Origin of the sequence: uncultured Sulfitobacter sp. (genome assembly GCF_947500075.1) — a bacterium.
Taxonomy (GTDB): domain Bacteria; phylum Pseudomonadota; class Alphaproteobacteria; order Rhodobacterales; family Rhodobacteraceae; genus Sulfitobacter.
Map to the genome: position 1 here is coordinate 44,669 of NZ_CANMQS010000011.1, position 24,373 is coordinate 69,041.

Below are 24,373 nucleotides of genomic sequence, written 5' to 3' on the forward strand. Positions count from 1 at the left end.
AGCACTAGACCTTGTGAGTGAGCACCTGTTCCCTGAACTCGGCCTCGATCTCCTCACCGTCCCGCAGACGATGTTTCGCAATCTTGCCGAGGTCGACGCCATCCTCGATGCCCTCGCTCAAATGAGAAGTGTCTCCATCACCGTCTGAATCGGCCTCGACGTCGGATTTATTGGCAATTGCTTTGCCCGCCGCGGGACACCCGCCCTGCCCTTCCGGGTCTTCAGCACCAATTTCCGCCAGCGCAGAGATCGTCGATTGGACGGCAGCTTTGGCCTCTGCTTCGTCAACGGCGATCATGTCCGTCAGCTTGAAACTCTGCTGTACGGTAAGGTCCAGCTCAGCCTGATCAGTGGTCAAATCAACCTCGCGAAGCGCCTTCACACTCTTCTTGCGCCGACTGGTGGCAAGTGTCGTCCCTTTGGACGCGGTGGTTTGTGCGGCGGCGATGCTTCTCTCAACCCTCTTTGACGGAGATTTGCGGGAAGACCGCGCATTAACACCCTCGGCTGTGCTCGGATCTTCTTTACCTGGGGTCGCCACCTGTTCCCTTTGTCCAACCTTGGTCGCCTGGTCTCGCGGTTCTTCTGCAGGAGCCTCTTCCGGGAACGGCAACTCGCCCGACTGCGCCTTATGAATGCGCTTGAAGAACGGGTCGTCGAAATACCGAATGCGCTTCGCCCGCACCGGCATCTGGGCGTCCACGACCATCACGATGTCATCAAGCGACATCCGCCGGGCTTCATCCTTGGGCAAAAGCGAAGTCTCTTCCGTGCGTTCGGACATGCTGCGCCCCTCGAACGGATTGCGACCAATGGTGCGTGAGCGGGTGACCACGCGTTTTGTGGTCATACCGACCGCGCCACTCAGCTCCTCGACGGTCTTTTCATCGGACGGTGTGAGATAGAGCTTGATCCCGGCATTCCCCTGCAGCGCGCGGCGGGTGTTTTCGCCGTAGATTTCATCGAGCGCCGGGATGGTCTGTGTCACGATTGCGAGGTGACCGCGATACGAGCGCAAGGTCTCGATGCTTTCGACAACAATAGGCATCTTTCCAAGCCGGTTGAACTCATCGAGCATGATCATCACCGGCCAGGGCTCGTCCGGGCCGGGTTCCCGATCCTGCAAGGACGCAATCAGGTCGGAGAAAAACAGCCGGATCAGAGCCGCCATCGGGCGCACCATATTCGGGGCCACAACCAGGTAGACCGAAAACGGCTTCTTGCGGATCGTCCGGAAATCGAAATCCGACGTGGCGGTCGCGGCATCGATGGCGGGGTTGCTCCACTGATCAAGCCCGGAGGTCATCAGGAGCGAGATATATGAGGTCAGCGTGTCGTTGTTCGTTGAGGCCATCCGCTCGAAGATCAGCTTGGCCGCCTTGTTCTGCACCTCGTCGCGACGCTTCATGAACTCCTTGCGCTTGTCCCCTCCGGAGGCCGTGATGCGGTAGATCTCGCCAAGCGTGGGGCGCTTGCGCTCGAACGCGAGCAGACCCGACGCAACAAAGAGATCGATCCCGCCCTTGAGGAGGCCTGAGGTGCGGTCATTGTCCGTTTGCAGAAAAAGTGTTGCGAGGAGTTGTAGCTCCATCTGCTGCTGGTTGGGGTCGCGGAGGCCGGCGATCCGCAAGAGCGGGTTGTAGCGATGCGACCGGCGATCATTCCAGTCGGTGGGAGCAAACCGATAGACATCATCCCCTTCCGCCGCCCGGTGCCGGGCCGTCGCCTCGAAATTCTCGCCCTTCACGTCGAGAACCACAGCGCTGCCGCGGAAGGTCAGCAGGTTCGGGATCACGAAGCCGGTGGTCTTGCCACGCCCCGTCGGGGCCACGCAAAGCACATGCGGATAGACGCGCGAGGACAGATACCGGCCCTGCCGCCTGGGTGAAGTCATCTTGCCGAGGATGAACCCGCTGCCCGGTGCTGTGAAGAAGCCGTTACGCTTCAATTCCCCGGACCGTTGCCAATGGGTCTTGCCGAACTTCGTGAGTGCCGTACCGGACAGAACCGCACTCAGAAGCATGCCCGCGAAGGCCGTTCCGCCAATGATGAGATTGGCCAGCTGAAAATCGTCGGGACGCCCCTGACGGAGGCTCAGGTAATTCCTGGCAAGCCAGAGAAAATCAATCTCCGCGCGCAAGCCAAGGTCGCGAAACGTCAGGAACGCACTGGCAAAGACGTAGCCGAACCCCGCGCTGAGCAGGGTCAGGAGGACGATACCGAGCGCGATCCGACCCCTATCCATGGGTTTGGCCTTTCTCGGTGTGGCTTTGCAGGCTCTTCAGGCGCTGCGCGTCATATTCCTCTTCAGCTATCTCTGAGACCACCTCGCGCACGGCATCGCTGTTTGCGGTCGCCTCGTCCGACTGCAGATACGCCTTCGCGGCATAGAGCCGGTCCAACCGCTTGTCGATCACCGCGTCGAACGCATCGGCATCGCCATCGCGCAATGCGGCGATCCTGTCATCGTCAAGAAGACGGTCCACTTCCGCGCGATAGGCCGCCCTGCCCTCTTCATCGGCAAAGGGGGGATTGATCTTGTCTGCGCGTTCATGTGCAACGACGCCCGCAAGGACAGAGTTGTCCGGCAATCTGTGGGTGGCGTCCACGATCGCGTCCCGATCATCGCTCACGACCTCACTAGGCCTTACGGCAAATGTGGCCGCATAGGTCGCCCCGAGACCGCGTGCCAGATGCTCCGGCATGTCGGGATAACGTCTACGCATCTCGCCCGCGACAGCCTCGTCGATCTGCAAGGGCCCATCGGAGCGCGACAGGATGTGATCAATGTCGGCTTCGATCCGGTCTGCTTGCGCCTCATCAATGATGCGGATGTTGAACGGATCACGTGCATCGATCACATCGCTTGGCCGCGCCGGCAACTCAGGATGCCGCCGCAGATAGGCCCGTTGCTCCTGCTCGAGGCGGGCTTCGGCCCGGATCGTGACTTCATCGGCGCGCTCGGCAATATCCGTCTCCGAAAGCCCCTGCCTGCGCATGTCTTGCCGGAGTGCGCGCGCCGCCTCATCCACGCTTTCGGCATCGTAATGCATGTCTGGAACACGATCGTCTTCAATGACACCATCACGGCGCAGCACTTCCGCGCGCTCCAGGGCCGTGCCGAGAGCCACATGGACTTTGTCGAGCGTGTCGACGGCAACCCGCAGGTCCTCGCGGCGCTCCAGATTGAGGTCCTGTGCCTCCGCGATCTTCTGAAGATCGTCTGCATACCATTGCCGTTCCAGGGCCGCGGTGTTGGCTCCCTGTTCGATGCGCGCCACCACCGCTTCCGATGAAATGCCGGTCCCGCGCAAGGCTGTCTCAATCTGCCCCCGCGTCCGGCCTTCCCGCAGTTTCTCCACCAGCCCCGCGTTGATGTTGGCCTCAGAATAGATGCCGGTCTCGGTCGGCTGTTCAGATAGTGTCCTCGAGCGCAAGCCAAGCGGCTGCATATGCGCCACGGGTCTGAGCGCGGCCACCATCTGTTTTTGCAGCGCCGGACGGTCGGCCTCAGGCGCCTCCCGGATCAGGAGCGCAACGCGGTTCATCTCATCGGCGAAGCGACTGTTCAGATCGTCGAAACTCTGGTCCTGGCTCATATAGATGTCTCCGGTTTGCGGGAGTGTGCCCTGCCGCGCTAAAAGCGCGCTGGCCTTCAGCAAGGCGTCCTCGATGTCATCGCGGTTTTCAGGCGACGCCTCGGCCGCGAGCGATCGATACACCTGGGCGTTTCCAGCGATTTCGCGGAGTGCGCGGTCAAGATCCTCGCCGATCCGCTCTCGCTGGCGGACCGCGCGCCCCTCGTCCTTCGCGGCATAGACCTCGCGCGTGCGAGGCGGATAATGCGCCTCACCGCGATCGACGCGCCGCGTTGCCTCAAGGCGAACCCCGTATTTCTCAGCCTCTTCGACCATGGCCAGGCGGAAGGCGTCGTAGTTGAAGTGGTGATCCCGCCCTAGATAGAAGAACTCGCCTTCCTGCGACCGGCGATTGAGAATCACATGGGCGTGCGGATGGTCACGGTCCTTATGGACGGCGATCAGGTAGTCGAAATTGCGGTCCGCGTTCTGAAAGAAGCGCTCGCAGACATCGCTGGCAATGTCGCGCACATGGGCACCCTTGGTCCCGCGCGGGAAAGACATCAGGAGATGACTGGTATGCCCGAGCTTGGGATTGAAGCCCTCATCCCATCGGGAGGTGAACCGCTCGACCACCGATGTGATCTCGTCACCCGTGAGCCGCGCCTTGCCATCGTGGACGCCGCGACTGTCAACGATGTGTGAAGACTTCGTTGTCAGGTAGGCCAGTTGGTTCTGGAGCTGGGCCTTGGTATGCGTCCCGCCCGTCCGGATCGGTTTGAAGACGGCCGCGCGGTGCCCGTAAGCCGCGCGCACCATCTGGGCCCGCCGCGACCCCAAACCTTGCATCGAGCCTCTGATGCGGCTCCAGCCCTCGCGGAAGATTTCGCCGGTGACAAGCGTGACGGCATCACTCCGGGGCATCTGAGAACTCCTTCAGCGCGTTGTTGGCTTCAAGCGTCATACGGCTCACCCGCCGCCGGGAAAGCGCGTCGACCTGGTCCGCGAAGTCGAGAACGAACCCGGACAGGAGCCGTAGCTGCGCGAGACTACGGTCACCGAAGACCGGTGCAATCCCTTTGGCACGTGCCTCGTTCAGCCGCTTGGCAATCTGGGTGACGTTGTTGCCGACACGATTGAGCGCCGCGCGGAATGATCTGAGCTCCTCGGCGAGGTGTTGGTCCGGCTGAAAGATACCGTTGGCCGATTGGATGAGGGAGCGGACACCCGCCGATCTGCTCTCAATCCCATGCCGCGCGAGCACCTGATCGAAGCCCTGAAGCTCCTCCGGCGTGAGCGTGACGCTGACCTGTTTGGTGCGAACGCGCGTGTCCCGTTGCCGGTCTTTTTCAGTACGGAGCGTGTAGTAGACGGTCCGCTCGCTGACCCCGAACTGCGCTGCCAGAGCCACGTGCGTCATACCCTTCAGGCGTTCTCGAACGATCTCCTGACGCTCTTCGGGGGTCAATCTGCGCCGTGACGCCATACTGCAAATACACTCCCTATTTCCTGCCAGTCTCATACAGGCCATCTGGAGTCTCTGTTATTATAGTTTTGCAGTCAATACTCGCCTCGCATCGAGCAATGACAAGATGGCCTGTATTCCGTTTCAAGCCGAACGCGTCAGCGTGAAGGCTCCTTCTTTTCGTCACAATGGACTCGCTCGCCCGGATTACGAGTTTTGAGAAATTGCGCGCTAAGCGCCTTTAATGCGTTTTGGCACCCCTACCCTATCATAGCGCTCTCATGGGCCTGTAGCCCCTCTCTGGCGCGCGCTACGCGCCGCTTGAACTGTAATGACCAGATTGGCTGCCCTGTTTGTGCCAAGATTCAGGCAAATATAATGGCACATGTGATCTGTGATATCGGATATGCATTATCATTTATGGCAAATCATATATCGCGAGTTTCGGCGGCGATCTTTCGCCAAGAAGCGTGAAGAGAACTCATGACCGGCTGCCGGGACATGTGCGATGCCCCAGGCGGCACCAAAGGTCGGCCTTTTCCGGTTCATGGCAAATGGCACATGCAATATCAGGGCTGCAACATCGCATATGCACGCTCAGAAACACCAAAACGGCCATTCAAAATCATAAATCCCGTATCACGCATCCTCTCTCAGATATCCGCCATGCCACATCAGCTATCATTTATGGCATATGGCACATGCGGCATCAGTTATCCTTGATGCAACATCTGCTCTGGCATATACCGTATTCAAAATCATAAAGAAGACCCTTGAGGATGCAGGAACATGCCCAACGAGCAGTTGAAGGTCATCGCGATCATGACGCGAAAAGGCGGTGCGGGGAAGACAGCGCTGGCACGCGCCTTGATGAGCGCCATCATCGCTGACGGAAAACGATGCATCGCCATCGATGCCGACCCGCAGCAAGCGCTCTTCCGCTGGTGGGAGAGTGTCACCACCGAAAATCCGGAGGTCGCATCGACAGCTCCGGACCTCCGGGTTTTGGGGATCGAAAGCCCCTCCGAGCTGGAAACCATCATCGACGAAGCCTACGAGAACGACACAGCAGACTTCGTGATCGTCGACACGATGGGGGCAGGGGGCCAATGGGCCGACGAACTGGCCGTCCACAGCGACCACATTGTCCTGCCGATGATGCTGTCGGACACCGACATGCGGATCGCCACCGACACCTACAATTGGTACCAGGGCCTCTACGAGCGCGCCGAAGACCCCTCGGCCTTGCCGAAGCTCACCGTCGTTCTGTCGCGTGTCGACAAGAACCCCTCGAATGCGATGCGCGCCATGGCGCGTGAGGCCAATGCGAAGTTCCCGGTCATCGAGGAGCTTTTCATGGATCGCAAGCAGCATGCCGATGTCGACCGCGAGGGTCTCTTCCATCAAATCTCGAAATGGCGAACCGAGGACCCGAACCCGCTGATGCGTACCCATGCCCGTCTTTACGATGAGGCGCTTGATGAGGCGCGCGAAATCCTCTCATTGGTCTTGGAGGCTGAATAATGGCGCGCAAGAAAATCACCTCACTCCTCGGCGACGATCCGGTCTACAGCAAGCAGTTCGGTGACACACCGAAACAGGCCGATCCCGCCCCCAAACCTGAGCCGGTTAATGCGGAGAAACCTGCGGCCACGCCATCCCCGGCGCTAAAGCGCGAGACAGAGACAAAACCGCCCGCCACCAAACCCGCGTCCACACCGAAAGCAACCTCAAGCCAAAAAGCTCCCGAATCGAAGCCTGCACCAAAGCCAAAGGCACCAAAGAAACCCGCAACACGCGCCGTACACGTGCGCGCCGCCCCAAAGAAAGACCATGGTCCCGGACTGGACGCGCTGGAAGCGGCGGGTCTACCGGCCTCCGATGTCGTCCGCCTTGCTGGCAAGCGCGCCATCGACAAGTTCGAGCTCAGACCGAAATACGTGGCCCCCGACGAAGCAGAGCGCCTCCCGAGCAATATGAGCTTCCGGACCATGAAGACCCTCGACGCCCAGGTCCTCGACAAGTTGCGGGATCAGGCCGACCCGCTCCGCCTGCGCTCGGACGCCGCTGTCATTCAGGGCCAGTTGGAGCCTGTGTTCTGGTCTGAACTCACAAGCCTCATCAAGGAACTGCGCAAGCAGTATTCCTGAAGGCGCGGCATCGCCGCGCCGCGATTTTTGTCTCGAGGGGGAAGGAGTTTCGGCTTCCTTCCCCCTGAAACAAAATAGACAAGACCGTGTTGTCGGCTGCGCCTCCGCCCGCACCACTCTTGTCGATTTGGTTTCACCCCCATCCTCTCAAGCTCCGCGCATACTCGCGGGTAAGCAGCAGCTTACCCTGTCACGATTTGTGATGCCGGGAAGGGAAACACTGCCTGTGCAACCAACCTTGAGAGACAGTGATGCCGGACAATAAAAGATCTGAGGCGCAGCCCATCAAGAAGATCATCGATCAGGAGACCGGCACACATGTCGGCTGGCTCTATGAATGGAACACCGGCGATCTTGAGCCGATGTGGCGCAACGGTCCCAAATTGAACGTGCGATACGAGGACATCCCGCCAGAAGAGATGCCAAACGGGTAGGGAGGTCGCCCAAGTGGCTCCGCGCAAAGCGCCAGGCGGGGCAGGGGGAAGGCATGCGCCCGCTGCCGCGTCAACTAGAATGGAAAGCCACCAAAAAGGGTGAGGGGCCGTCTATGCGGCCTTCTGTTGCTCCTCGACACGCGCATTAATGAAGTCCACGGCCTTCTGCGCTTCGGCCGCAGCCTTGAAGATCAGCCCTTTGTCCGATTTCAGCGCTTGCAACCATCCTTCAATGTACGCGGCACTTTGATCAAAGGCAGGCGCGACCCTAAGCTGAACACCCAGAAAACACGCGCCGATCTCTGCGACCAGTTCCTCGAACGCGTATCCGGCGCGGTCCTCGAAACGCTTGATCCGGTCGAGCCGTGTCGCGCTCCCGGTCCAGTGAACGGTCTCATGTCCCAAAGTCCCGTAATACCCGCTCGCATCGAAGAAGGTACCAATCGGGGGCATGTGAATATGGTCTGGACCAGGTGCGTAGTAAGCCTTCGGCGTCTTGCTTGTGACGATCGTCGCGCCCGTGGCCGCAAAGAACGCCTCTAGCTCGGACACGGGTTCGGTGCCAAGATCACCGGGCGGGGCAGGGCGGACGTAATAGTCGTCCGGTAGTCCCTCGATCTGATCGGCGTTAAAGACGTTGTTGCACTTGGCATAGCGACTGGTCTGGGGCGCAATTTCGCCGTCGATCTCTTTCTCAAAGGTCCCGTAGAAAACCGACCGCGTGGCCTTCTCGCCTTTGCGCACGCATCCTCCGAGCGCGAGGGCTTGGCGATAGGTCATCCACCGGGCCGATGCATAGCCCTTGATGTGAGATGTGGCCCAGAGCATCAGGATGTTCACCCCCCTGTAAGCGGTGCCATCGTGCCGCAAGGGCAGGGAGGCCCTGGCTGCATCTCCTGTCCACGGTTTCCGCCAAGGCGGCGTCCCCTTCTCCATCTCGGAAATGATCGTGTCCGTCACATGCTGTTTGATGTCGGTCTTGGCCATGTCTCTCGCTCCTCATCCTGAACGCGGGTTTCAGGCACCGCGCCTCTCGCGGCTGTCCTGCAAACCTGCTCACGGCGAGTGCGGAGGGGGCGAGACCAGATCGAAAATGGGGAGGGGGATCGCCCGGCATCGCAGCGCGGCGCAGCCGGGACCGATGTTGGGGAGACCTCATTTTTGCGTCTGGTCCGAGGGGGAGGCCGCGCCTCCCCCTGAAACATACTGCGGCGGGAGGATGGGAACCACGTGACTGGTGAGACCACCTTTCCTGAGATAGGTTCAGCTCATGTCAGATTTCAGCAAATACATTGTCTATGTAGACGAAAGCGGCGATGCCAATTGGAAGGCCGCACCGGAGTTTCCCTTACTCTGCGTGAATTACTGCATGTTCGAGAAAGAGCATTATCTGAACGAGCTCATTCCTCGGTTTAATCGACTGAAGTTCAAATATTGGGGAAGCGACAACATTGTGCTTCACGAACGGGATCTTCGGAAGACCGACAAGATCCGCGACGCTGCTGTGCGCTCAAAGTACGAGCGCCTCAAGGGAGAGCGGCGCGCAGAGTTCATGGACGAGTTGACCGCTCTCATGAAGGACGCCGAAGTGAAGTGCTTCTGTGTCATCATCGACAAACCGAAGGTACCGAAACGCCACCAATCCTTTGACCCCTATCACATCAGCCTATCTCGCGGCTTCCGGCAAATCGAAAATTACTTGAAGCTCCATGACCCGGCCGAACTCACCAAGGACCTGCATGTCGTTTTTGAGATGCGTGGCCGGGACGATGATGCCGCACTAAGCCGTGCCTATCAGCAGGTGACAGTACAGGGTTCTCTGCTTGGTCCGCTTGCAAAGTACGACTTCTCGAACTTCCGCCTAGAATTGATGGATAAGAAGAGCAACTCGACCGGTCTACAGATTGCCGACCTGACGGCAAGACCGATTGGGAACCACTACCTGCACGAAACCGGACAGAAGCGGCTGACCGACCAACGCGTCGCTGAAGTACTACTCGAAAAGCTGCATTTCTGCACCGGAACAGTGTGTGAAACAGGCAGATATGACGTGTTTCACGAAGGCCTTTAGAATCCAAAGGCGGGCCGAAGCCCGCCAATGAACGGACGGTTAGACCATCCCGTTACTGACTGTTATGTAGCATCGAAGGGTTAAATTTTCAACTGCTACCAGCATGGCGCAATCGAACCCAGCTGAGTGAGCCGGACCGTCCTCCTCAAGCACAAAGACCAGAGTTGAAGTCAGGTCGCGGACACTCAAAGGCCGGCGGCACGTCGCGCGTCCATCTTGATACCTGTGATGGTCTTGCTGGAGAATTTGCCCTCACGTGCTTCAGCGATACGCGGCCGTAGAAACCGTGACAAACTTTCCATTGCGTCGTCCCGGTCTTCACCGTCCGGGCACTCCTCATGGCCGTCTTTCTTCAAGTCGTCCTGCATAGATCGAGCTTAGCGGGATGGGAAGAAAAAAGCCAGATCGCTGTTCAGTACCAGCTTCGCGCCTTCCCGCTACGCAGCAGCGCGCTCCATCGACTTCTTCACTGCGAGGGTGAGATTGTCGAAGTCCTCGGCGGCCATGGTCACACCGTATTCGGTTCCGCCATCCTGGTTCTCCCACTGCGACTGGCGAAGTGTCCCACGGGCATTCACCAGATCGCCGGGAGCGACATTTTCGAGCGCCCATTTCATCACGTTCGGATTGAAGATCGTGACCTCGTTCCAATAGGGATTTGCCTGGAAATCGCCGCGGTCATCCTTGCGCCCGTACTCGGCGGCGATTGTGATCCTCACGGTCTTGCCAACTTCCTTGACCTTGCCGACGCGACCGAGAATCTGAAATTCTGCAAATGTGCGCATGACTGTCTCCTGTGAGGGGCTGACCGCCCCGAGTGAGTATATGCCCCAGAACAATATTATAATATTGAAACGCCCGCAATCAAGCCGAAACAAAATAGCGGAAATTCGCCAACACCCGTTTGCTAAGAGTCGTAGGAACCAAACGCAGCGGAAAAACCACGTGTTGCGTATCTAGATTTGACCCCAGACAACGGCCTTACTCCGGGCAGATCAGTTCCAGGGATGGAAAATAGGTCCGGTAGCGCCGCGCATCCCGCGTCAGCAGCGGCACAGACAATACCGTGGCATGCGCACCAATGAAGAAATCAGGCAGAACGTTCTGCTTCGTCCCCTTGGACCGCCGATAGGAGGAGAAGGCTTTCCCTGCCAGGAAAAGCGCGTCTTTTGGCATCATTTCGTGGCGGAGCCCGGCGGCCTCGATGAAGGCATCGAGCCGTTCCTTCTCGCGATATCCGACGGAGAGCTCGGCGTAGACACTGTCGTTGATGAGGAGATCACCCTGCAGCGCGGCGGCTTCCAATTGCGCAATGGACCATTCAGCGAAGGTCTCATCATCCGTCACAACATCAAGAAGGACATTCGTGTCGACGAAGATCACCCGTCGCCCCGCGTCAGCGCCATAATCTCATCAGTACTGAGCTCTGTTCGGGCATGACCGCGAAGCCCGGCAAAACGCGAAACCCCCGCTGGCTCATCTTCCGGCACAATCTCGACCCGGCCATCTTTCGTGCGGTTGAACGACACCTTGCTGCCGGCCTTGAGACCCAGAAAGTCGCGCACGGGCTTTGGAATCGTGACCTGGCCTTTGGTTGTGATCGTCGTGGGCACCTGCACCTCCGGTAATACCTTCGAGAAGGAAAGTATTACTTTGCGGGTTCGTTTGCAAGGTTTTGTGCCGCTGCGCGCGGTGGACGGTCCTGACCGGCATGGGGCGCAATGTCGTGCAACTCACACCGATCCACACAAGCAACAGAGCTTGCCGCTTGGACGCGGTCCGATCGAAGGACGCAAATCAGGGCGGCATCTCTGCCGCCCCTCTGCTCGATGGGGACTTATTCGGTAACCTGGCCATCATCGCCATCCGCCTTGGGCGGGAAGGCGACCAGCTCGGTGACCGCAACCGGGAAGTCGAGCTTGATGGAGAGCACCGTCTCGCCATTCTCCCGGGTATTTTCGAAGACCGCGCCGACGCGGCGGAAGCTGGTTTGGTCCTTGCCGTCTTTCTTGAAGGTGACGGGAACGGTGAGGGTGAACATCTTGTTGGACATTGTCGATCTCCTTGTTTCGATGCGGGTGATCCAGCGGATCGACCAGGGCAGATCGCGCAAGCCGAAATCCGGAGGCTCCGCCCCGCGGGTGGAAACCGTATTTCTGCTTGCCGGAGTGAAGCGACGGGCACGCGATCAGCCGAGATCCGCAACCGTAAGTCGAAAAGAAACAAGGCAGATCGATATGCGCCAACACCGTCACACGACACCACCTGTCACCCACGTCAAAGGCGGCAGGCCAGGCAATTCGCCGAGGCTTTAACCGGTCTTCGAAGTGAACATTCGAAACGCGAGAGACGGGCCGCTCATTTGAATAGGGTCGAACAGAGGACCGCGTCCGGCTGGCCATCCCGACACGCCATGCAGCGATGGATGCTCCGAGCGCGGACAGCATGCAGACGGGTGGCAGAGAAACGCCCTGAAACGCTTCCGAGATTTTGAGAGAACGCACAGGCCGGACCCGCCCTAGGGATCGTCAACCGCAGGGGCGAAGACAGCATGGCTGGCTTCGTGCGCAGCATAGAGCCCGGTCGGCTTTGCCGAAGGGCCAGAAAAAACTGAGGTGAGCGTGGAACCTACCGATCCTTCGACAACAAGCCGCGCGGTGTAATGGCGGTCAGATTATCCGGTGTGCGCCGCGTCATCTCCATACCATCGGAGGAAACGGCGGCCTCGACAAACTCGGTCTTCTTCAGGACACCGCCATCCGCCTCGACCCAGGTGGTGCTGTCGCCGTCCTCGCGCGTGATCGAGCCGTCATGGTTGATGCGGATCGACACGCCGCCAACCTTGACGGCGACGGAATGCGCATCCGCGATGATCCCTTCCCAGCCACCGTCATAGTCCCGACGCAACACCACCATATCGGGCCGCAACTTGATCTGCACATCCTGATCAGCATCGCCATCGGCGCTTTTGAGCATCAGGAATGTTTCCTGGATGTCCGGATCGCAGTGGATGCTCACCCGTGCATCTTTCGGAGGCCAGACCTTGGGTGCGCTCCGCTGTCGGCCTTCCGGGTCGCGATGAAACCCGATGTAGAGCTGCGCCGATTTCCAGACCCGGGCGGCGTGCGATGCAATCTTTGACATGGTCGATCTCCTGAGCGGTCTGAATGCGCGGCTCTTGGCTCTAGTAAGCCGGGAGCCGCGCAAACCGAGGGACTTCAGAAGGCGAGGGCAGGGAAGCTGCCTTCGCCGGGGTCCACCTTCAATCGTAATAGTCCGGCACCCAAGCCTCAATCCGGGCTTTCTGTGCCGCCGTGACCCCGAGCAGTTTCTGCTTGGTCTCGTCCGAGAACAGGTCTTCCAGTGTCTTGGCCTTCTCGGCCTTCTTCAACTTGGCGAAGGCCTTGGCCTCGACGCTGGTTGGCGCAAGGTCGAGAAGGTCGCAGTAGATGGTCTCCAGCATCGGTCCTGACACGCGCTTGAAGAGGTTCTCCGCCGTAGGCGTCCAGACCTTGCGGATCTCGGCCCCTGCCTTTTCAGACAGAACCCCGTGGAAGATAGCATCTCCGCCGATCAGCAATCTGGCCAAGTGCCGCGTCAATTCTGCATCGCGATGCTTCTTCCCCCTTTTCTTGAAGCTGGCGAAAGCCTTCTTGAGATCGACACCCCACGCATCTGCCGGCGTGACACCGGGTTTGGAGAGCCGCTTATCGACCGCGAACCCGGCCTCGACGGACGGGGTATTGCTGGGTGCCCCGAGGCTGATGTCGAACACGTCGCGAAACCCGATCGCCCCGCTCAACTGGAACGCCAGAAGATCAATGAGGAGGTCGGGTTGATCCAGCATGGCGTTTTGCAACGCGGCCAGCTTGATCGCCTCCAGATCGTCCCGCAGCTTTTGTGAATAGGGGGGTTTCGGAGCCTTGTCGTCACCGGTCCCATGCGCGGCCTTTTGCAGGATACCGGCCGAAAGCGCCGCCTTCTTATCCTCGGGTCGGATCAGGCCCGCCTCGACTTTCAGACCGCCGCTCTGATCAACATAGACCACACATCCGGCGTGGGCTTTCTGCGCGTCGGTGAAGGCACCCTCCAAAATAACATGGAGGCCTGCCAGTTCTTCTTCACCTTCCGCGTTGAGCACGTCACCGTCGGCCATCTCGCAGAGGTCCTCGTATCGCTCCATCTGATCGTCCGAGAGAACACCTTCGACGGGGTAGACGCGGGCGAACTTGTTGTCTTCGATGAAGTTCCAGCCGAGATAGGCCTCGCTATGTGTCTCGACCCAGGCCCAGCCATCGGACACGCGCAGCTGCTCAGCCGCCTCAGCCAATTGCGCTGCAAAGGCGTCATCCAGAATATCCTGATCCTCGAAGAACACGTCTTCGGAGAAAAGATCGCGGGTGACCTTGCCGCCACCGCCCTCGTAGGCCTCCACACCGACAAATACCGCGCGGCGGTCTGTGGCTTTGGCCGCTTTCGGATGCAGGAAGTGGTCCAACTGGCTCACGTTGGAGAGGTGGCCCTCGGCGATGGCCTGCAGCACCTCATGCACCAGTTTCTCGTCCTGAGCGGTCGTCATCTTCTGCGCTGCCGAGAGATTGATGGTCTTGGCTTTCAGCGCATCAAGGGCCGCATCGGGCAGATTGGCGAGTTTCAAGCGCCCTTTGACATGGGCGACGGTCACCCCGAAGGCGCTGGCAATCGCTTCGGCGTCGGCATTGGTTTTTGCCATCCGTCCATAGGCCCGGATTTCGTCCGCCGGATCGAGCGCTTCACGGGCCGTGTTTTCCGCATTGGCCCAGAATTCGGCCTGCTCCAGATCACGTGCCAGAAGGACGGGGATTGAAGATGCGCCCTCGAAGTCGGGATATGACGCTGCGAGATGGGCCAAAGCCCTCAGACGGCGACCGCCCGACACGATGCCGATCTTGCCGTTGTCGTCCTGAATGCCGCCGAGGTTCTGCAGAAGCCCGCAGGTCCTGATGCTGTCTGCCAGTGTCTCCACGTCCTCCTGCGCCACATCTTCGCGGGGATTGAGGTCGTGCAGGTAGAGCTGGTCGAGCGATGCGTAGAGGATCGCTGCGTCGTTCGGGATGGTTGATTGATTGGTCATGTCTTTGTCCTTTGATTTCGATTGATGTTGGGTGTGGCGGGGCAGGGAGCATGTGCTCGCCGCCCTGCCGTTTCAAACGGGTGGATCACCTCCTTTCCTGAGGGTGTTGGGTGCCTGTTCCGGTGTCGGTCAGGCGGCTCAGTATTCGGAGGCGTGAAGGATCGTCAGGACGCGGCGGGTCACAGCGAGGTTCGCCGGATCGTCGCTGCCCATGGCATAGTCGGTGTCGTAAAGATCGATCTTCCAGAAGATGCGATAGCTGTCGCCCGCCATCTCGATATCGAACGCCCCGAAACTGTGATCTCCGTATGGATCGTTGTCGTCGGAGAAGGTGTCGAAGCCTTGAACACGTGCCATGATGACCGCCTTGGCCGCGGGCAAGAGGTCGGCCACACCGCGCGTCATCACAATCTGACCGGGCACGGTGAAGTCCGCGCCCCATGTTGTCCGGAACCGGTCGTTCTGTTCTGCGATCTTGATGGCTTCGGGTGTGGGGGTCTCAGGCGTTGCACACATCAGCTTGCTCCTTGGAGTCTGGTTTTGAGAGCAGCCCCCGAGGGGCGTCGTCTCCAAAACCTGACCCACTGGCGAAGTGCCGGAGTGAGCAAAGGCACACCCCAATCGATGGGACGTGGCGCGGCCCGCAGCGCCTGGGGCGCGAGGACACGGGTCCTGTCTATTTGGGTTGCCTGCGCGAGAACCCAGCGGGTTCTAAAGTAACGTCCCCGCAGCGGCGTATCGCGCTTGCGCGAACCCCTAGGGGACCAGGGAAATCCCTGACATCCTGCGCCTCATCCTTGGAAACAAGGCGATTCGGTATATCGGGAACATCTGGTGTTGCCTGTAATGCAACGGGTTTGGCTCATGCCTGAGGTCAAAAAGGGGAAAGGCAGGCCAAAATCGGATCAAATGCTGCCTGTCTGGGCGTCAAGGGCTGCTTCAAGACCCTGTTTCTAAGCCTGTCTGAGGGCTGTCATCGAGAACTGCCTTTTGAAGGCCTCTCGCGTCTTGGTTATTTCTGTTAGAAATTTGGTTAGGTTTGTTATGTGGTTAGGGCACTGAAAAGACTCAGGGAAATCAGTATTTTGACGTTGTTTCGCGTTCCTGATGTACCGAACATGCGTTCCCGATATACCGAGGATGCGTTCCTGTTGTACCGAGTCGGATGTTCCTGATGTACCGAAGTTATGTTCCCGTTGTACCGAGTCACCAGATCGGGTTGGCTTCGATGTACTTCTTGGCAAAGGCGCGGAAGGCGGCGTTGGCACTTTTCACGGGATCGTCCTTCTTTATGGCCCATTCCCGCCATGCATCGAGAATGTACTGGATGTCGTATTCCGGGTTGGCGTGCTTGATCTCGGTCAGAACGGAGTGCGAGACAGTCAGTTCCGACAGATTCGGTACATCGGGAACAGTGAGGTCGTCGAATTTCGGCTGAAACCGTACAAGTGCCTGTTTTCCCTTCGTTTTGAATGGGGTTGACACTTCGGCAGGATCCACGATCTCGACATGGTAATCAGGGATGGTGCCCGCTTCACAGATCTCGTTGATCCGAAACTTGAACTTGCGTGCGGTGTCGATCGATCCGCACTTCTCGGCCAGGCGCTTGATCCCGATATACCATTCTGGCTGACGACCGACATGCTTGCGGGCAAGCTCATAGAGGCGGCGTTCGAGGCCCTTCGAGAGCCGGAAATAGTCTCTGTTGATCGTCAGGACCCGGCGATCTTTGACGATGGCATTGAACATCCATCGGTTCATCGTGACCTCGACAGCCCCCATGACGCGCTGGCCGTTGCGATTGGTCCGTTCGATCACCCGCCAATCCTCGATCCAGCCAAAGCCACGCCGCTCACGCTCGTCACCGGCGGTGATGTTCGTCAGGATGTTGGTAGAGCGCAGGCGATCCAGCGCATCGAGGAAGAGCTCATAGGCGCGTTTGCCGGAGCTGCGCCCGGTCACCTTTAGAAAGTCATAGGCAGAGAATTTGATCGTGCGATCCTGAACGGATACCGGGGTATCCGCATCATACTGCCCGTGTTCGATCCTCTCGTTCACAAGTGATGTAAGATAGATCAGGATGTCTTTGTCCCAGATCGTCGCAATTCCCTTGTGCCCTGGCTGAATCTCGATCTTCACCGTGCCATCGTCAAAGATGAAGGGGGTCATTCGCGGGCGCTTCTGAAGGGAGAAAAATGGGAACTCCATCAGGGCACGCTCGTCTTTGACCGGGGCGTCAGCGAGCTGGTCCAAGAAAAGGTCTACCTGTTTGCCTGACACGTCTGTTCCTAATGTACCGAATCTCTCTGTTCCCGTTATACCGAGTTTTGTGTTCCTGATGTACCGAATTTTTCAACATATTGCGGTACGCTCTATAGTTGGCCACAAGAGGGGTCAGTAGTTGACCTGCTCGAAGCCATAGTTTCCCTCGTAATCACGCCAGTCCACAAAGACCGAGCGATGGAAGATGCCGGGGCAATGCTCACCGTAACGCTCGAGTCCCACGTGGTCCTCGGGCAATTGGCTGGGGCTGGAGCCCCGGGACCAGCGGAAGTCACCTTGCGTCCCGTAGGTGCCTATCCGCAGAGAAAAGTTGCGGTTGCAGTCTCCCTCACTGCCAGCTTCCACCTGAGTGGCGTAGGTAACGTTGTATACCCGGATTGAGCGCACGAAGTTGAATTCAGGTCCGCTTATGTCGATGTCTGCGCCAGCAGTCATTTGAGCGAGCACCATCGCGAAAACTTCGGGTAATCCCGCCGACGACGCACCGCCCGATCGAACTACTGCGGGCTGTAGCTGAGCAAGTGGGATTGCGCCTGAGATCTGAGGAATGGATTGGTTTCTTGGCAACGCATCGGGCGCCAGAATGTCCCATAGCTGAGGCAGTGGCGTGGTCATATTCGGAGCCTGAAGACTTGCCCCCATTGGGCAGCGCCAAATCTGCAGCGGCGGCTCGACGGGCCACGGTGTGATGCGTCGGACGAACTCTGCACGTGCACGCGCACACGGTGTTGAGGCAGGCCAGTCGCCGGAAAGACAAAGAAGGATCGCACAATCGATCTGGTAACTCTGGGCGCTTGTCTGGGACGCTCCAAACCCAAGACAGATACTGACTGCAGTCAATCCAGTAGCGATCTTTGAAAAAAGCGGTTGCATGGCCCAGCTCACTATTGAAATCAATATTATAATATTGACTGTCGTGTCCTTAGGATGCAAGGGGTAGGAACAACGACAATGCGTGAGCGGCAATATTCCGCTGCGTCGTCGTCAGGTTTCCAAGAAACGTTCAACAGTTTTGGAGATGACTGCCGCACGAACGTCTGGTCTTTCCAGAAGCAGCGCGTGCTTTGCGTGTTTGAGTTCCACGTACTCGCCGTTCGACCACGCTGCCATCCTTTGTTGGATCGCACGCTTATCGACAACTTCGTCACAGTCTCCATAGAAGGTGATACAGGGAAGGTCTGGTGATTTCAGCTTTGAGATCCGTCGGCATTCCCCCAGGCTTTCGCGAAGCCACTTCAAACTTGACCCAGCAGTCTGAAGCTCAGGCCTAGTGCGCGCTTGCTGCACCCAGTAACCATAGTTCTCGGGATCAAAGGTGATGCGATTTCCCTCAAAAGGGGTATGACTGACGTAGTTCTTCCCGTCATGTCCAGGAACATACGCCTCTCCGTGCCCAAGAGCGCAAGCCGCCCAAGCGACAGGTGATGCGATCAGCCGCTGGAGCTCAGACATTTCAATGCCCCACATTGGCGCGGTGAATGAGCATGCTGCAACGGGTAAGCCTTGCAGGGTCGCTCGCAAACCGATGTTGCCGCCCATGGAGTTGGCCATCAAAAACCAAGGCTTGGGCATGCCGAGCGTGATGGCAATCTGTAAAAATGCGTCAACGTCCTTTTGGTAGTCCGAAAACGCTTCGACGTGCAATGTTGCGGGGTCGTCGAGCAGGCGCTGAGACAGACCGTGGCCGCGCCAATCGATCGTCAGAACCGAAAACCCCTTGGCGACCAAGTCACGCGCGAGCCGTCCTTGGAGTTCGATGTATTCTGTCCTGCCTGGAAACAGGAAGATCGTGCCGCAAACATCTTGTTCCGCTGGCCAGTAACCTACTCGAAGTCTGATGCCATCTCGTGTGGTCGTCCACACAGCGGAACCATTGTCCGGCCCGCCAGAAATCTCTTGGAAGAAAGGTGCTGGCTCCATCTCCTATTTTCCTTGGACGCCTAGCAGTTCCTCGTTGCGCGGAATGTCCGTACCAGGATGGGAACCCTGTGATGCAACAACGCAGAAGACAGCCAGACAGCAGCTCGAAAGGAGCAACACAGAAAAGCCTGTGAAACGACCGATCAGCCAGAAGTTGACGACAAGCAGAAGGATGACGCTTGCTAGACTCAACCAGTTGATCATCATCTTTTTGGTGGCGGCACCCACCGGACCGATGCTGCCTCGGTTCCCAGCTTGTTCTGCAATGAGGGGACTGCGGACTGAGCCCCGAATTTGTGATGCGCATAAGAAAAACACGAAAACCGGAATGAACATAACGAAGAAGCTCGTTATTGATGCAGATGGGTTCTTGTCGAACCAAGTCCAAGAACCATCGTGACCATTCATCAAGGCGCTGGCATCCAGGATCAACCAACGCACAATATTTTCAGAATCTGTCATGAGGTAGACGGCGACAAGTTTGATCCCGATGGACGCCAACAAAGCAAAAACAGCGCAACGGAAAATACCACTGACGATGGCGTCTGCGATTTGCAGAATTTCAAGGCTTTTAATGGTGTTCTGTCCAAAGCTCACACGGCCTGAGATTTCCTTGAAATCCAATGATACAATGTAGAGCAGCATCAGACCAGAAAAGCAGTACCAATATGCAATGCCAGAGAGGAGGTTGGCGTACATTGATGCCGCCATGCCCTGGTTCGCTGACATAACATCTGGTCTTTCTATCGAAATCAACAACCAGTCGATGACGCGCGAACCTGCGTCGTTTTGCATGAGCGGTTTCAGATACGATCCGTACCATTGCAGCAAGAAAACGATACAGAAACACACCAAGGTGATACCCACAAACGACGATGAGTAGACAGCAAGCCGCTCGCTCCAATTACAGGATTGGGTAGGGTCGGAGCTCTCGGCAACCATCAATGGCCGCCACTGTTCTCTCCAAGAAGTGACTAAACTGGAAACAACGAAAACGATCAGGGGCAGCCAGACAAGTTTGTCCAACAACCAGTTTGGAGACCAAAACAGCCCGACCTGTTTCTCCAAATTCTGGACCGGGCTGTAGGTTACGTCGTGTGCTCCCAAAAGATAGCCAATGTAGAGCAGCACAGCGACGCCCGCCCACATTGTCATAACCATTCCAAATGGCGCACCATCGAGAAACAGGCTTTCCGCTCGGGCGGCCAGGCTAATTCTTTGATGTTCCGATTCATATTCATCCAATGGTGCTTCGATTTCGTCCGGACTCCCATTCGCGCGAGTCATTTGACACTGCACTCGGCCACTGGCTTCCCGGTCAGGCTCTGCATTGACACGGCGACGTGCCCGTCTCTCTGCTGCCAGGCGCTCCTTTGCGGCCTTTAGCTCTGACTGCCAAAGACTCGTCTCGACCGGATCGTTGCAGCCGAAAATGCGAGCCAGCCAACGTATGTTTTTGTCGCTGATACCATTGTCGTTCGCTTGAAACCAAACTTGGACGGTTCTCACGTCGATCCCAACATTGTTGGAATCAATCGCCGTAATTGCGTCGGCCAGTGTTTCCGGTGTCCACGGACCATCGGCGACTTCATGCCGGTCGACGGGCCGACCCGCACCCTGCGCTGCCAGTCGACCGAACAGCACTTTGAAGTTGTCTGTACTTTGTCGTGGTTCAACAAAGAATTTCCCGTTTTTTATCAAAGCCTCACACGTCCAATTTGCGTGCTTTTTCGTTGTTTTACGGAGTTTTTCGTGCGTCCGGCAAAGAAGCACGTTCTACTATAACGCGAAGCCGCGGCCTTGATGTAGAGACTTGCCGCAGCGCTCGTGTGCTGGGCGGATACCCGCGCCCTCAGCATTTCTTAGAGGGAGGTTTCATGCTAGAAAATGACGAAGATGAAGCCCAAGCGACGAGACGCATCGTCGACAAGGAAACCGGCAAGACGGTGGGCCTTCTTTATGTTTGGGAGGATGGTTACGAGCAACCACTTTGGTTAGATGGCGCTCGCAAGAACGTTGCTTTCAGCGAGCTGACGGATTTGCCTCAACAACAAACCGCTTAGAAGACTCAGGCCCATTTTTGGGTGCCCCAAGAATGGGGCAGATACCGATAAGCACGCATATGTTATGTTCGGGTTTCAATGTCTGACGTGAGCGCCTAGGCGAATTCATGCGCCGTCGGTTAGGACAAATACCCCACGTTATCTGCCAAACGCTGCCACAGCGGCTGAATCGGTCTCTTCGGCTAGGATGGATAGGACAATTGCACCTTTTCTGTGCCGCGTTTCGACGTGGGCGTGTGCCACCGAAGCTTCCGCAAGCGGATAAACGGTCTCAATGACCGGTTGAACTTTCCCGTCGCGCACAAGCCTCGAAAGCTGACGTAAATCCTGTGCGGTATTTGGGTTCACGGTGAGGCGTATTTTTCGGTCGAAGAACGGGTTTAGGGCGGCTGCCAGAAGCTCGCGCATACCGACGTTCAAAGGAAGGAAGAGGCCGTTACGCCGGAGAAGCCCGCGCGCTTGTTTTGGGGACACGACACCAACCGTATCAAGGATGATGTCGAAGCGATCCTTGATCTCTGAGAGTTTGATGGTCTTATAGTTTAGAGTGATATCAGCCCCGAGGGAGCCCACGAGCCGCTGGCTGTCGGGACCTGAAAGCCCAGTGACATGCGCTCCAAGAGCCTTGGCAATTTGCACGGCATAGATCCCGACGCCGCCCGAGGCACCAACAATCAGAACGCGCTGATTGGCCTTCAAGGATGCGAATTGCTCAAGAAAGACCAAAGCAGACAAGCCGCCAAAGGGGAGGGCGGCTGCTTCTTCGAAAGATAGATTATCAGGTATTTCTGCGACCGCCGCAGTCTCAGGTAAAGCCAGATACTCGGCAGATGCGCCACCCTTGGATGTGATGCCAAAGACCCGCAGGCCGGGAACGAAGCTTTTGACGTCCGGACCGACAGCCTCAATGACGCCCGCGAACTCACTTCCGAGCCGGGTGTTTCGTGGGCGACGGAGCCCGAAGATGAGGCGCGCGGGAAGTGCTGTGATACCGGGAAATGCAGCGGCACGGATGCGCCAGTCGCTGGTGTTTACGGCACTTGCATGCACGCGGATCAGGATTTCATCGTGTTGCGGCTCAGGGCGCGGAACCTCTGTGATCTGAACCACTCGGGGCGATCCATAATGTGTATAGGTGAGAGCTTTCATAGGACTGGCTTCACAACCATGAGGGCAATTGCGACAAGGCTCAGAAGAAGGGCACCGGTACCAATTGGCGCAACTCTGTTGAAGACCTGAGTGTAGCGTTCACCAAGAGCTGCAGTCTTGGAGGCTGCGGCAATCCTATGGAGGCTCTTTTCCGCAATCGCGCCGACCCAAAACGCAGCAATTAGTGCGAAGGTCAGAGTCGCCGATGCCAAAAGCCAAGTGTCTGTGAATGCGTATCCGACTGTTGTGGCAAGAAAGTACCCTGTTACGGGAATAGCCAGAAGTGACGGCAGCATGATCAGGTGGTTTATGCGGAGAATAGCACGCAGAAGCGTTTCAGCCTGGCTTGGGGTCGACGCCCTCGCTTGAAGATGCAAAATGCCGTTGATGATTGTTGCACCGATCATCGCGGTCATCGCGATCAAATGGGCGATCTTCCAAAGTGTATATGCGTCTAGCATGGGACTCTCTTTCCGGTTTTGAATTATTGCATCACGTAGGGCATGTCGTGTGGGTCAGTGTGGTTGCCGCTGGCGCTGACCAAAGCGGCTAAGTCCCTAATTTCGACCTGCCGCGTGCCACGATACTCGATGATCCCTTGGTCTCGCAGATGCGCCAGCTGACGGCTGACGGTTTCATGTGTCAGGCCCAGGAGGTCAGCGATTTCAAACTGACACAGGGGCAGTCTGATATGGCTCGGGTGGCGGATCGATGACCGGTTTTGAAGCACCAGGAGAAAGCTTGCGAGTTTCTCAGCGGCGGTTTTGCGCCCCAACAATAGCAACCATTCGCGCGCTTCATCGAGCTCCCTGAGGGTAGAGTGTAGAAGGCGGCGCGTCATCTCGGGGGAAATACGCAGCAAGGATTCAAACTCGTGCCGCGACATGCTGCCGGCCGTAACATCTGAAATTGCCGTCACATCATATCGGGTCGTCTCAGACCCGAGCCGCCCCACCAAGTCTCTCGGCATCAGCAATCTCAATATTTGCGTGCGACCGTCTGGAAGCGACGTGCTGAGCGTCGCCGTGCCTTGAAGGATGACGTGGACGCGATGGTGACAACGACCGCGTATCTGCAGCGTTTGCCCGGCTTCAAAGTGTCGGACAGTCATCTCCTTGTTGAGCCGCCGTTGTGTGTGCTCACAACTGGTCAGAAAGGGGAGGGGAACGAAGCGTGGCTCGGCGCTGTGCGGGGCACTTTGATATTCAAAGTCTCTCGGCTGCGCATAGGTCATGATGCGCTCCGTGTTTTCAGCGGTGATGTGCCCTTGGAATCAATCTTGGCGGATTGCGCATGGACCAGTTCTGCGAAGTGATCCGCTATGCGCTTCTTGCCATAGGTCTTGCCGACCATGTTCATGCCAAGGGCTGACAGGAAGAAGAGGGCAGGGCCATGCACAGCCGACGGGGTTATATAGGGCAGGAGTTTTAGCGCGCCGCGCCGAAGCACGTCTGGGAGATGGATGATCTTCGCGGGCTTCCCTAATGCCTTGAATGCCGTCTCTGCCAGCTCGTTTTGAGTCAAAGCATCCGGACCGCCCACCGGCACGTAGTCGCGACCATCCCAGATGGCGCTCGCGATCACCTCTGCCAGATCAGCACCGTCAATGGGATTGAGCTTGAGTTTGCCCGAACCGAACAGAAAGACACGACCGGATTCAGCCATGTTCAGGAAATCACCCATATCTGAGAAGAACCCGGACGGCTCGATTACGGTCGATTTAATCGGCGCGGCCTGCAAGCAATATGCAAAGGCCTGCTTGGCAGCCACCAACGGGATGTTTTGCATCTTATGCGCGTTGAGTACGTGGACATAGGCAAAACGCTCTACACCAGCGGCCACCGCATCTGTCAGTAGGTTGGCATTCGCCTGATAGTCGACATCCCAGTAGGACAAACCATCGCGCTGCCGTGTGATGCCAAGGGTGGAGATCACCAAGTCGACGTCGTCCATCGCTCCACAGAGCGTGAGGGGATTGGTTGCCTCGCCTTCGAACAGCTCTGTCGCTTCGAGCCCGGATTTGCGCGCGGCGTCTGCATTTCGAACGAGGGCACGAACGTGCCAGCCCATGGACATGTATTGCTTTACGATATGGCGACCGAGGTATCCGGTGGCCCCTGCAACAAGAACGGTCGTGGTATTCATCT

General features: G+C 57.7%; 25 protein-coding genes. 5 read left to right on the plus strand and 20 right to left on the minus strand.

The features are described 5' to 3' along the window. Positions 1-4: 4 nt before the first annotated feature. The 3 genes from Q1A91_RS22150 to Q1A91_RS22160 are packed head-to-tail and all read right to left on the minus strand — an operon-like array spanning position 5 to position 5,046. On the minus strand, positions 5-2,245 hold the full coding sequence (locus Q1A91_RS22150) for a type IV secretory system conjugative DNA transfer family protein (RefSeq protein ID WP_299882736.1): 2,241 nt from the start codon (positions 2,243-2,245) through the stop codon (positions 5-7). After that, the gene (locus Q1A91_RS22155) at positions 2,238-4,502 is read right to left on the minus strand and encodes a relaxase/mobilization nuclease domain-containing protein (protein WP_299882738.1); all 2,265 of its coding nucleotides are present in this window, start codon (positions 4,500-4,502) and stop codon (positions 2,238-2,240) included. The genes Q1A91_RS22150 and Q1A91_RS22155 overlap by 8 nt, the downstream gene beginning before the upstream one ends. Then, on the minus strand, positions 4,489-5,046 hold the full coding sequence (locus tag Q1A91_RS22160) for a helix-turn-helix domain-containing protein (RefSeq protein ID WP_299882740.1): 558 nt from the start codon (positions 5,044-5,046) through the stop codon (positions 4,489-4,491). The genes Q1A91_RS22155 and Q1A91_RS22160 overlap by 14 nt, the downstream gene beginning before the upstream one ends. A 786-nt stretch (positions 5,047-5,832) precedes the next feature. Here Q1A91_RS22160 and Q1A91_RS22165 point away from each other — a divergent pair. The 3 genes from Q1A91_RS22165 to Q1A91_RS22175 all read left to right on the plus strand — a co-directional run bounded on the left by Q1A91_RS22165 (position 5,833) and on the right by Q1A91_RS22175 (position 7,627). Further along, positions 5,833-6,567 (plus strand): ParA family protein, encoded by a 735-nt coding sequence (locus tag Q1A91_RS22165; protein WP_299882742.1) that lies wholly within the window; start codon positions 5,833-5,835, stop codon positions 6,565-6,567. After that, positions 6,567-7,193, plus strand: a complete 627-nt coding sequence (locus Q1A91_RS22170; protein WP_299882744.1) for a hypothetical protein — start codon at positions 6,567-6,569, stop codon at positions 7,191-7,193. The genes Q1A91_RS22165 and Q1A91_RS22170 overlap by 1 nt, the downstream gene beginning before the upstream one ends. A gap of 251 nt (positions 7,194-7,444) precedes the next feature. Further along, complete coding sequence (locus Q1A91_RS22175; RefSeq protein WP_299882746.1) at positions 7,445-7,627, plus strand: hypothetical protein; 183 nt, start codon at positions 7,445-7,447, stop codon at positions 7,625-7,627. A 111-nt stretch (positions 7,628-7,738) separates the two neighbouring features. Here the strand turns inward: Q1A91_RS22175 and Q1A91_RS22180 are convergent, their stop codons facing one another. Next, on the minus strand, positions 7,739-8,614 hold the full coding sequence (locus Q1A91_RS22180) for a zincin-like metallopeptidase domain-containing protein (protein WP_299882748.1): 876 nt from the start codon (positions 8,612-8,614) through the stop codon (positions 7,739-7,741). A 283-nt stretch (positions 8,615-8,897) separates the two neighbouring features. Between Q1A91_RS22180 and Q1A91_RS22185 the strand changes: the two genes are divergently transcribed. Continuing rightward, positions 8,898-9,698, plus strand: coding sequence for a DUF3800 domain-containing protein (locus Q1A91_RS22185; protein WP_299882750.1), 801 nt, complete (start codon positions 8,898-8,900; stop codon positions 9,696-9,698). A 185-nt stretch (positions 9,699-9,883) separates the two neighbouring features. Here Q1A91_RS22185 and Q1A91_RS22190 read toward each other — a convergent pair whose 3' ends face one another. The 12 genes from Q1A91_RS22190 to Q1A91_RS22245 form a co-directional block, all read right to left on the minus strand. Continuing rightward, a complete protein-coding gene (locus Q1A91_RS22190; RefSeq protein WP_299882752.1) occupies positions 9,884-10,066 on the minus strand; it encodes a hypothetical protein in 183 nt (60 codons plus the stop codon). A 69-nt stretch (positions 10,067-10,135) separates the two neighbouring features. Beyond that, a complete protein-coding gene (locus Q1A91_RS22195) occupies positions 10,136-10,483 on the minus strand; it encodes a single-stranded DNA-binding protein (RefSeq protein ID WP_147127529.1) in 348 nt (115 codons plus the stop codon). A gap of 196 nt (positions 10,484-10,679) precedes the next feature. Continuing rightward, complete coding sequence (locus Q1A91_RS22200; RefSeq protein ID WP_299882754.1) at positions 10,680-11,081, minus strand: type II toxin-antitoxin system VapC family toxin; 402 nt, start codon at positions 11,079-11,081, stop codon at positions 10,680-10,682. Continuing rightward, complete coding sequence (locus Q1A91_RS22205) at positions 11,078-11,311, minus strand: AbrB/MazE/SpoVT family DNA-binding domain-containing protein (protein WP_299882756.1); 234 nt, start codon at positions 11,309-11,311, stop codon at positions 11,078-11,080. Before Q1A91_RS22205 ends, Q1A91_RS22200 begins: the two co-directional genes overlap by 4 nt. Positions 11,312-11,535: 224 nt before the next feature. After that, positions 11,536-11,751 (minus strand): hypothetical protein, encoded by a 216-nt coding sequence (locus Q1A91_RS22210; RefSeq protein WP_050532604.1) that lies wholly within the window; start codon positions 11,749-11,751, stop codon positions 11,536-11,538. A gap of 575 nt (positions 11,752-12,326) precedes the next feature. Then, positions 12,327-12,842: a hypothetical protein gene (locus tag Q1A91_RS22215; protein WP_299882758.1), complete on the minus strand. Its 516-nt coding sequence runs from the start codon at positions 12,840-12,842 to the stop codon at positions 12,327-12,329. A gap of 118 nt (positions 12,843-12,960) precedes the next feature. Then, entirely contained in the window at positions 12,961-14,811 is a 1,851-nt protein-coding gene (locus Q1A91_RS22220; RefSeq protein ID WP_299882760.1) for a ParB N-terminal domain-containing protein, read from the minus strand. A gap of 138 nt (positions 14,812-14,949) precedes the next feature. Beyond that, positions 14,950-15,327 carry a DUF3768 domain-containing protein gene (locus Q1A91_RS22225; protein ID WP_299882762.1) on the minus strand — a complete coding sequence of 126 codons (378 nt, stop codon included), beginning with the start codon at positions 15,325-15,327 and terminating at the stop codon, positions 14,950-14,952. 690 nt (positions 15,328-16,017) lie between these two features. Continuing rightward, complete coding sequence (locus Q1A91_RS22230; RefSeq protein WP_299882765.1) at positions 16,018-17,064, minus strand: replication initiator protein A; 1,047 nt, start codon at positions 17,062-17,064, stop codon at positions 16,018-16,020. Between the two features lie 141 nt (positions 17,065-17,205). Then, positions 17,206-17,709 carry a hypothetical protein gene (locus Q1A91_RS22235; protein WP_299882767.1) on the minus strand — a complete coding sequence of 168 codons (504 nt, stop codon included), beginning with the start codon at positions 17,707-17,709 and terminating at the stop codon, positions 17,206-17,208. A gap of 369 nt (positions 17,710-18,078) precedes the next feature. Next, positions 18,079-19,014: an alpha/beta hydrolase gene (locus Q1A91_RS22240; protein ID WP_299882769.1), complete on the minus strand. Its 936-nt coding sequence runs from the start codon at positions 19,012-19,014 to the stop codon at positions 18,079-18,081. A gap of 3 nt (positions 19,015-19,017) precedes the next feature. Beyond that, positions 19,018-20,658, minus strand: a complete 1,641-nt coding sequence (locus Q1A91_RS22245) for a hypothetical protein (protein ID WP_299882771.1) — start codon at positions 20,656-20,658, stop codon at positions 19,018-19,020. Positions 20,659-20,891: 233 nt separating this feature from the next. On the opposite strand from Q1A91_RS22245, the gene Q1A91_RS22250 reads away from it, so the two are divergent. Further along, positions 20,892-21,077 carry a hypothetical protein gene (locus Q1A91_RS22250; protein ID WP_299882773.1) on the plus strand — a complete coding sequence of 62 codons (186 nt, stop codon included), beginning with the start codon at positions 20,892-20,894 and terminating at the stop codon, positions 21,075-21,077. Positions 21,078-21,215: 138 nt separating this feature from the next. Here the strand turns inward: Q1A91_RS22250 and Q1A91_RS22255 are convergent, their stop codons facing one another. Genes Q1A91_RS22255 through Q1A91_RS22270 form a run of 4 tightly spaced genes read right to left on the minus strand, consistent with a single transcriptional unit; the run spans position 21,216 to position 24,371 of the window. Then, the gene (locus Q1A91_RS22255) at positions 21,216-22,187 is read right to left on the minus strand and encodes an NAD(P)-dependent alcohol dehydrogenase (RefSeq protein ID WP_299882775.1); all 972 of its coding nucleotides are present in this window, start codon (positions 22,185-22,187) and stop codon (positions 21,216-21,218) included. 35 nt (positions 22,188-22,222) lie between these two features. Beyond that, complete coding sequence (locus Q1A91_RS22260) at positions 22,223-22,687, minus strand: DUF2269 family protein (protein WP_299882777.1); 465 nt, start codon at positions 22,685-22,687, stop codon at positions 22,223-22,225. 23 nt (positions 22,688-22,710) lie between these two features. Then, the gene (locus tag Q1A91_RS22265; protein WP_299882779.1) at positions 22,711-23,460 is read right to left on the minus strand and encodes a Crp/Fnr family transcriptional regulator; all 750 of its coding nucleotides are present in this window, start codon (positions 23,458-23,460) and stop codon (positions 22,711-22,713) included. Next, positions 23,457-24,371, minus strand: a complete 915-nt coding sequence (locus tag Q1A91_RS22270; RefSeq protein WP_299882781.1) for an SDR family oxidoreductase — start codon at positions 24,369-24,371, stop codon at positions 23,457-23,459. Before Q1A91_RS22270 ends, Q1A91_RS22265 begins: the two co-directional genes overlap by 4 nt. Between the last annotated feature and the right edge of the window lie 2 nt (positions 24,372-24,373).

Excerpts from the sequence above, each read along its gene's own strand:
- Q1A91_RS22150 (WP_299882736.1), bottom strand. The coding sequence starts at position 2,245 with ATGGATAGGGGTCGGATCGCGCTCGGTATCGTCCTCCTGACCCTGCTC.
- Q1A91_RS22155 (WP_299882738.1), bottom strand. The coding sequence starts at position 4,502 with ATGCCCCGGAGTGATGCCGTCACGCTTGTCACCGGCGAAATCTTCCGC.
- Q1A91_RS22165 (WP_299882742.1), top strand. The coding sequence starts at position 5,833 with ATGCCCAACGAGCAGTTGAAGGTCATCGCGATCATGACGCGAAAAGGC.
- Q1A91_RS22170 (WP_299882744.1), top strand. The coding sequence starts at position 6,567 with ATGGCGCGCAAGAAAATCACCTCACTCCTCGGCGACGATCCGGTCTAC.
- Q1A91_RS22175 (WP_299882746.1), top strand. The coding sequence starts at position 7,445 with ATGCCGGACAATAAAAGATCTGAGGCGCAGCCCATCAAGAAGATCATC.
- Q1A91_RS22180 (WP_299882748.1), bottom strand. The coding sequence starts at position 8,614 with ATGGCCAAGACCGACATCAAACAGCATGTGACGGACACGATCATTTCC.
- Q1A91_RS22185 (WP_299882750.1), top strand. The coding sequence starts at position 8,898 with ATGTCAGATTTCAGCAAATACATTGTCTATGTAGACGAAAGCGGCGAT.
- Q1A91_RS22190 (WP_299882752.1), bottom strand. The coding sequence starts at position 10,066 with ATGCAGGACGACTTGAAGAAAGACGGCCATGAGGAGTGCCCGGACGGT.
- Q1A91_RS22195 (WP_147127529.1), bottom strand. The coding sequence starts at position 10,483 with ATGCGCACATTTGCAGAATTTCAGATTCTCGGTCGCGTCGGCAAGGTC.
- Q1A91_RS22210 (WP_050532604.1), bottom strand. The coding sequence starts at position 11,751 with ATGTCCAACAAGATGTTCACCCTCACCGTTCCCGTCACCTTCAAGAAA.
- Q1A91_RS22215 (WP_299882758.1), bottom strand. The coding sequence starts at position 12,842 with ATGTCAAAGATTGCATCGCACGCCGCCCGGGTCTGGAAATCGGCGCAG.
- Q1A91_RS22220 (WP_299882760.1), bottom strand. The coding sequence starts at position 14,811 with ATGACCAATCAATCAACCATCCCGAACGACGCAGCGATCCTCTACGCA.
- Q1A91_RS22225 (WP_299882762.1), bottom strand. The coding sequence starts at position 15,327 with ATGTGTGCAACGCCTGAGACCCCCACACCCGAAGCCATCAAGATCGCA.
- Q1A91_RS22235 (WP_299882767.1), bottom strand. The coding sequence starts at position 17,709 with ATGACCACGCCACTGCCTCAGCTATGGGACATTCTGGCGCCCGATGCG.
- Q1A91_RS22240 (WP_299882769.1), bottom strand. The coding sequence starts at position 19,014 with ATGGAGCCAGCACCTTTCTTCCAAGAGATTTCTGGCGGGCCGGACAAT.
- Q1A91_RS22250 (WP_299882773.1), top strand. The coding sequence starts at position 20,892 with ATGCTAGAAAATGACGAAGATGAAGCCCAAGCGACGAGACGCATCGTC.
- Q1A91_RS22260 (WP_299882777.1), bottom strand. The coding sequence starts at position 22,687 with ATGCTAGACGCATATACACTTTGGAAGATCGCCCATTTGATCGCGATG.
- Q1A91_RS22265 (WP_299882779.1), bottom strand. The coding sequence starts at position 23,460 with ATGACCTATGCGCAGCCGAGAGACTTTGAATATCAAAGTGCCCCGCAC.
- Q1A91_RS22270 (WP_299882781.1), bottom strand. The coding sequence starts at position 24,371 with ATGAATACCACGACCGTTCTTGTTGCAGGGGCCACCGGATACCTCGGT.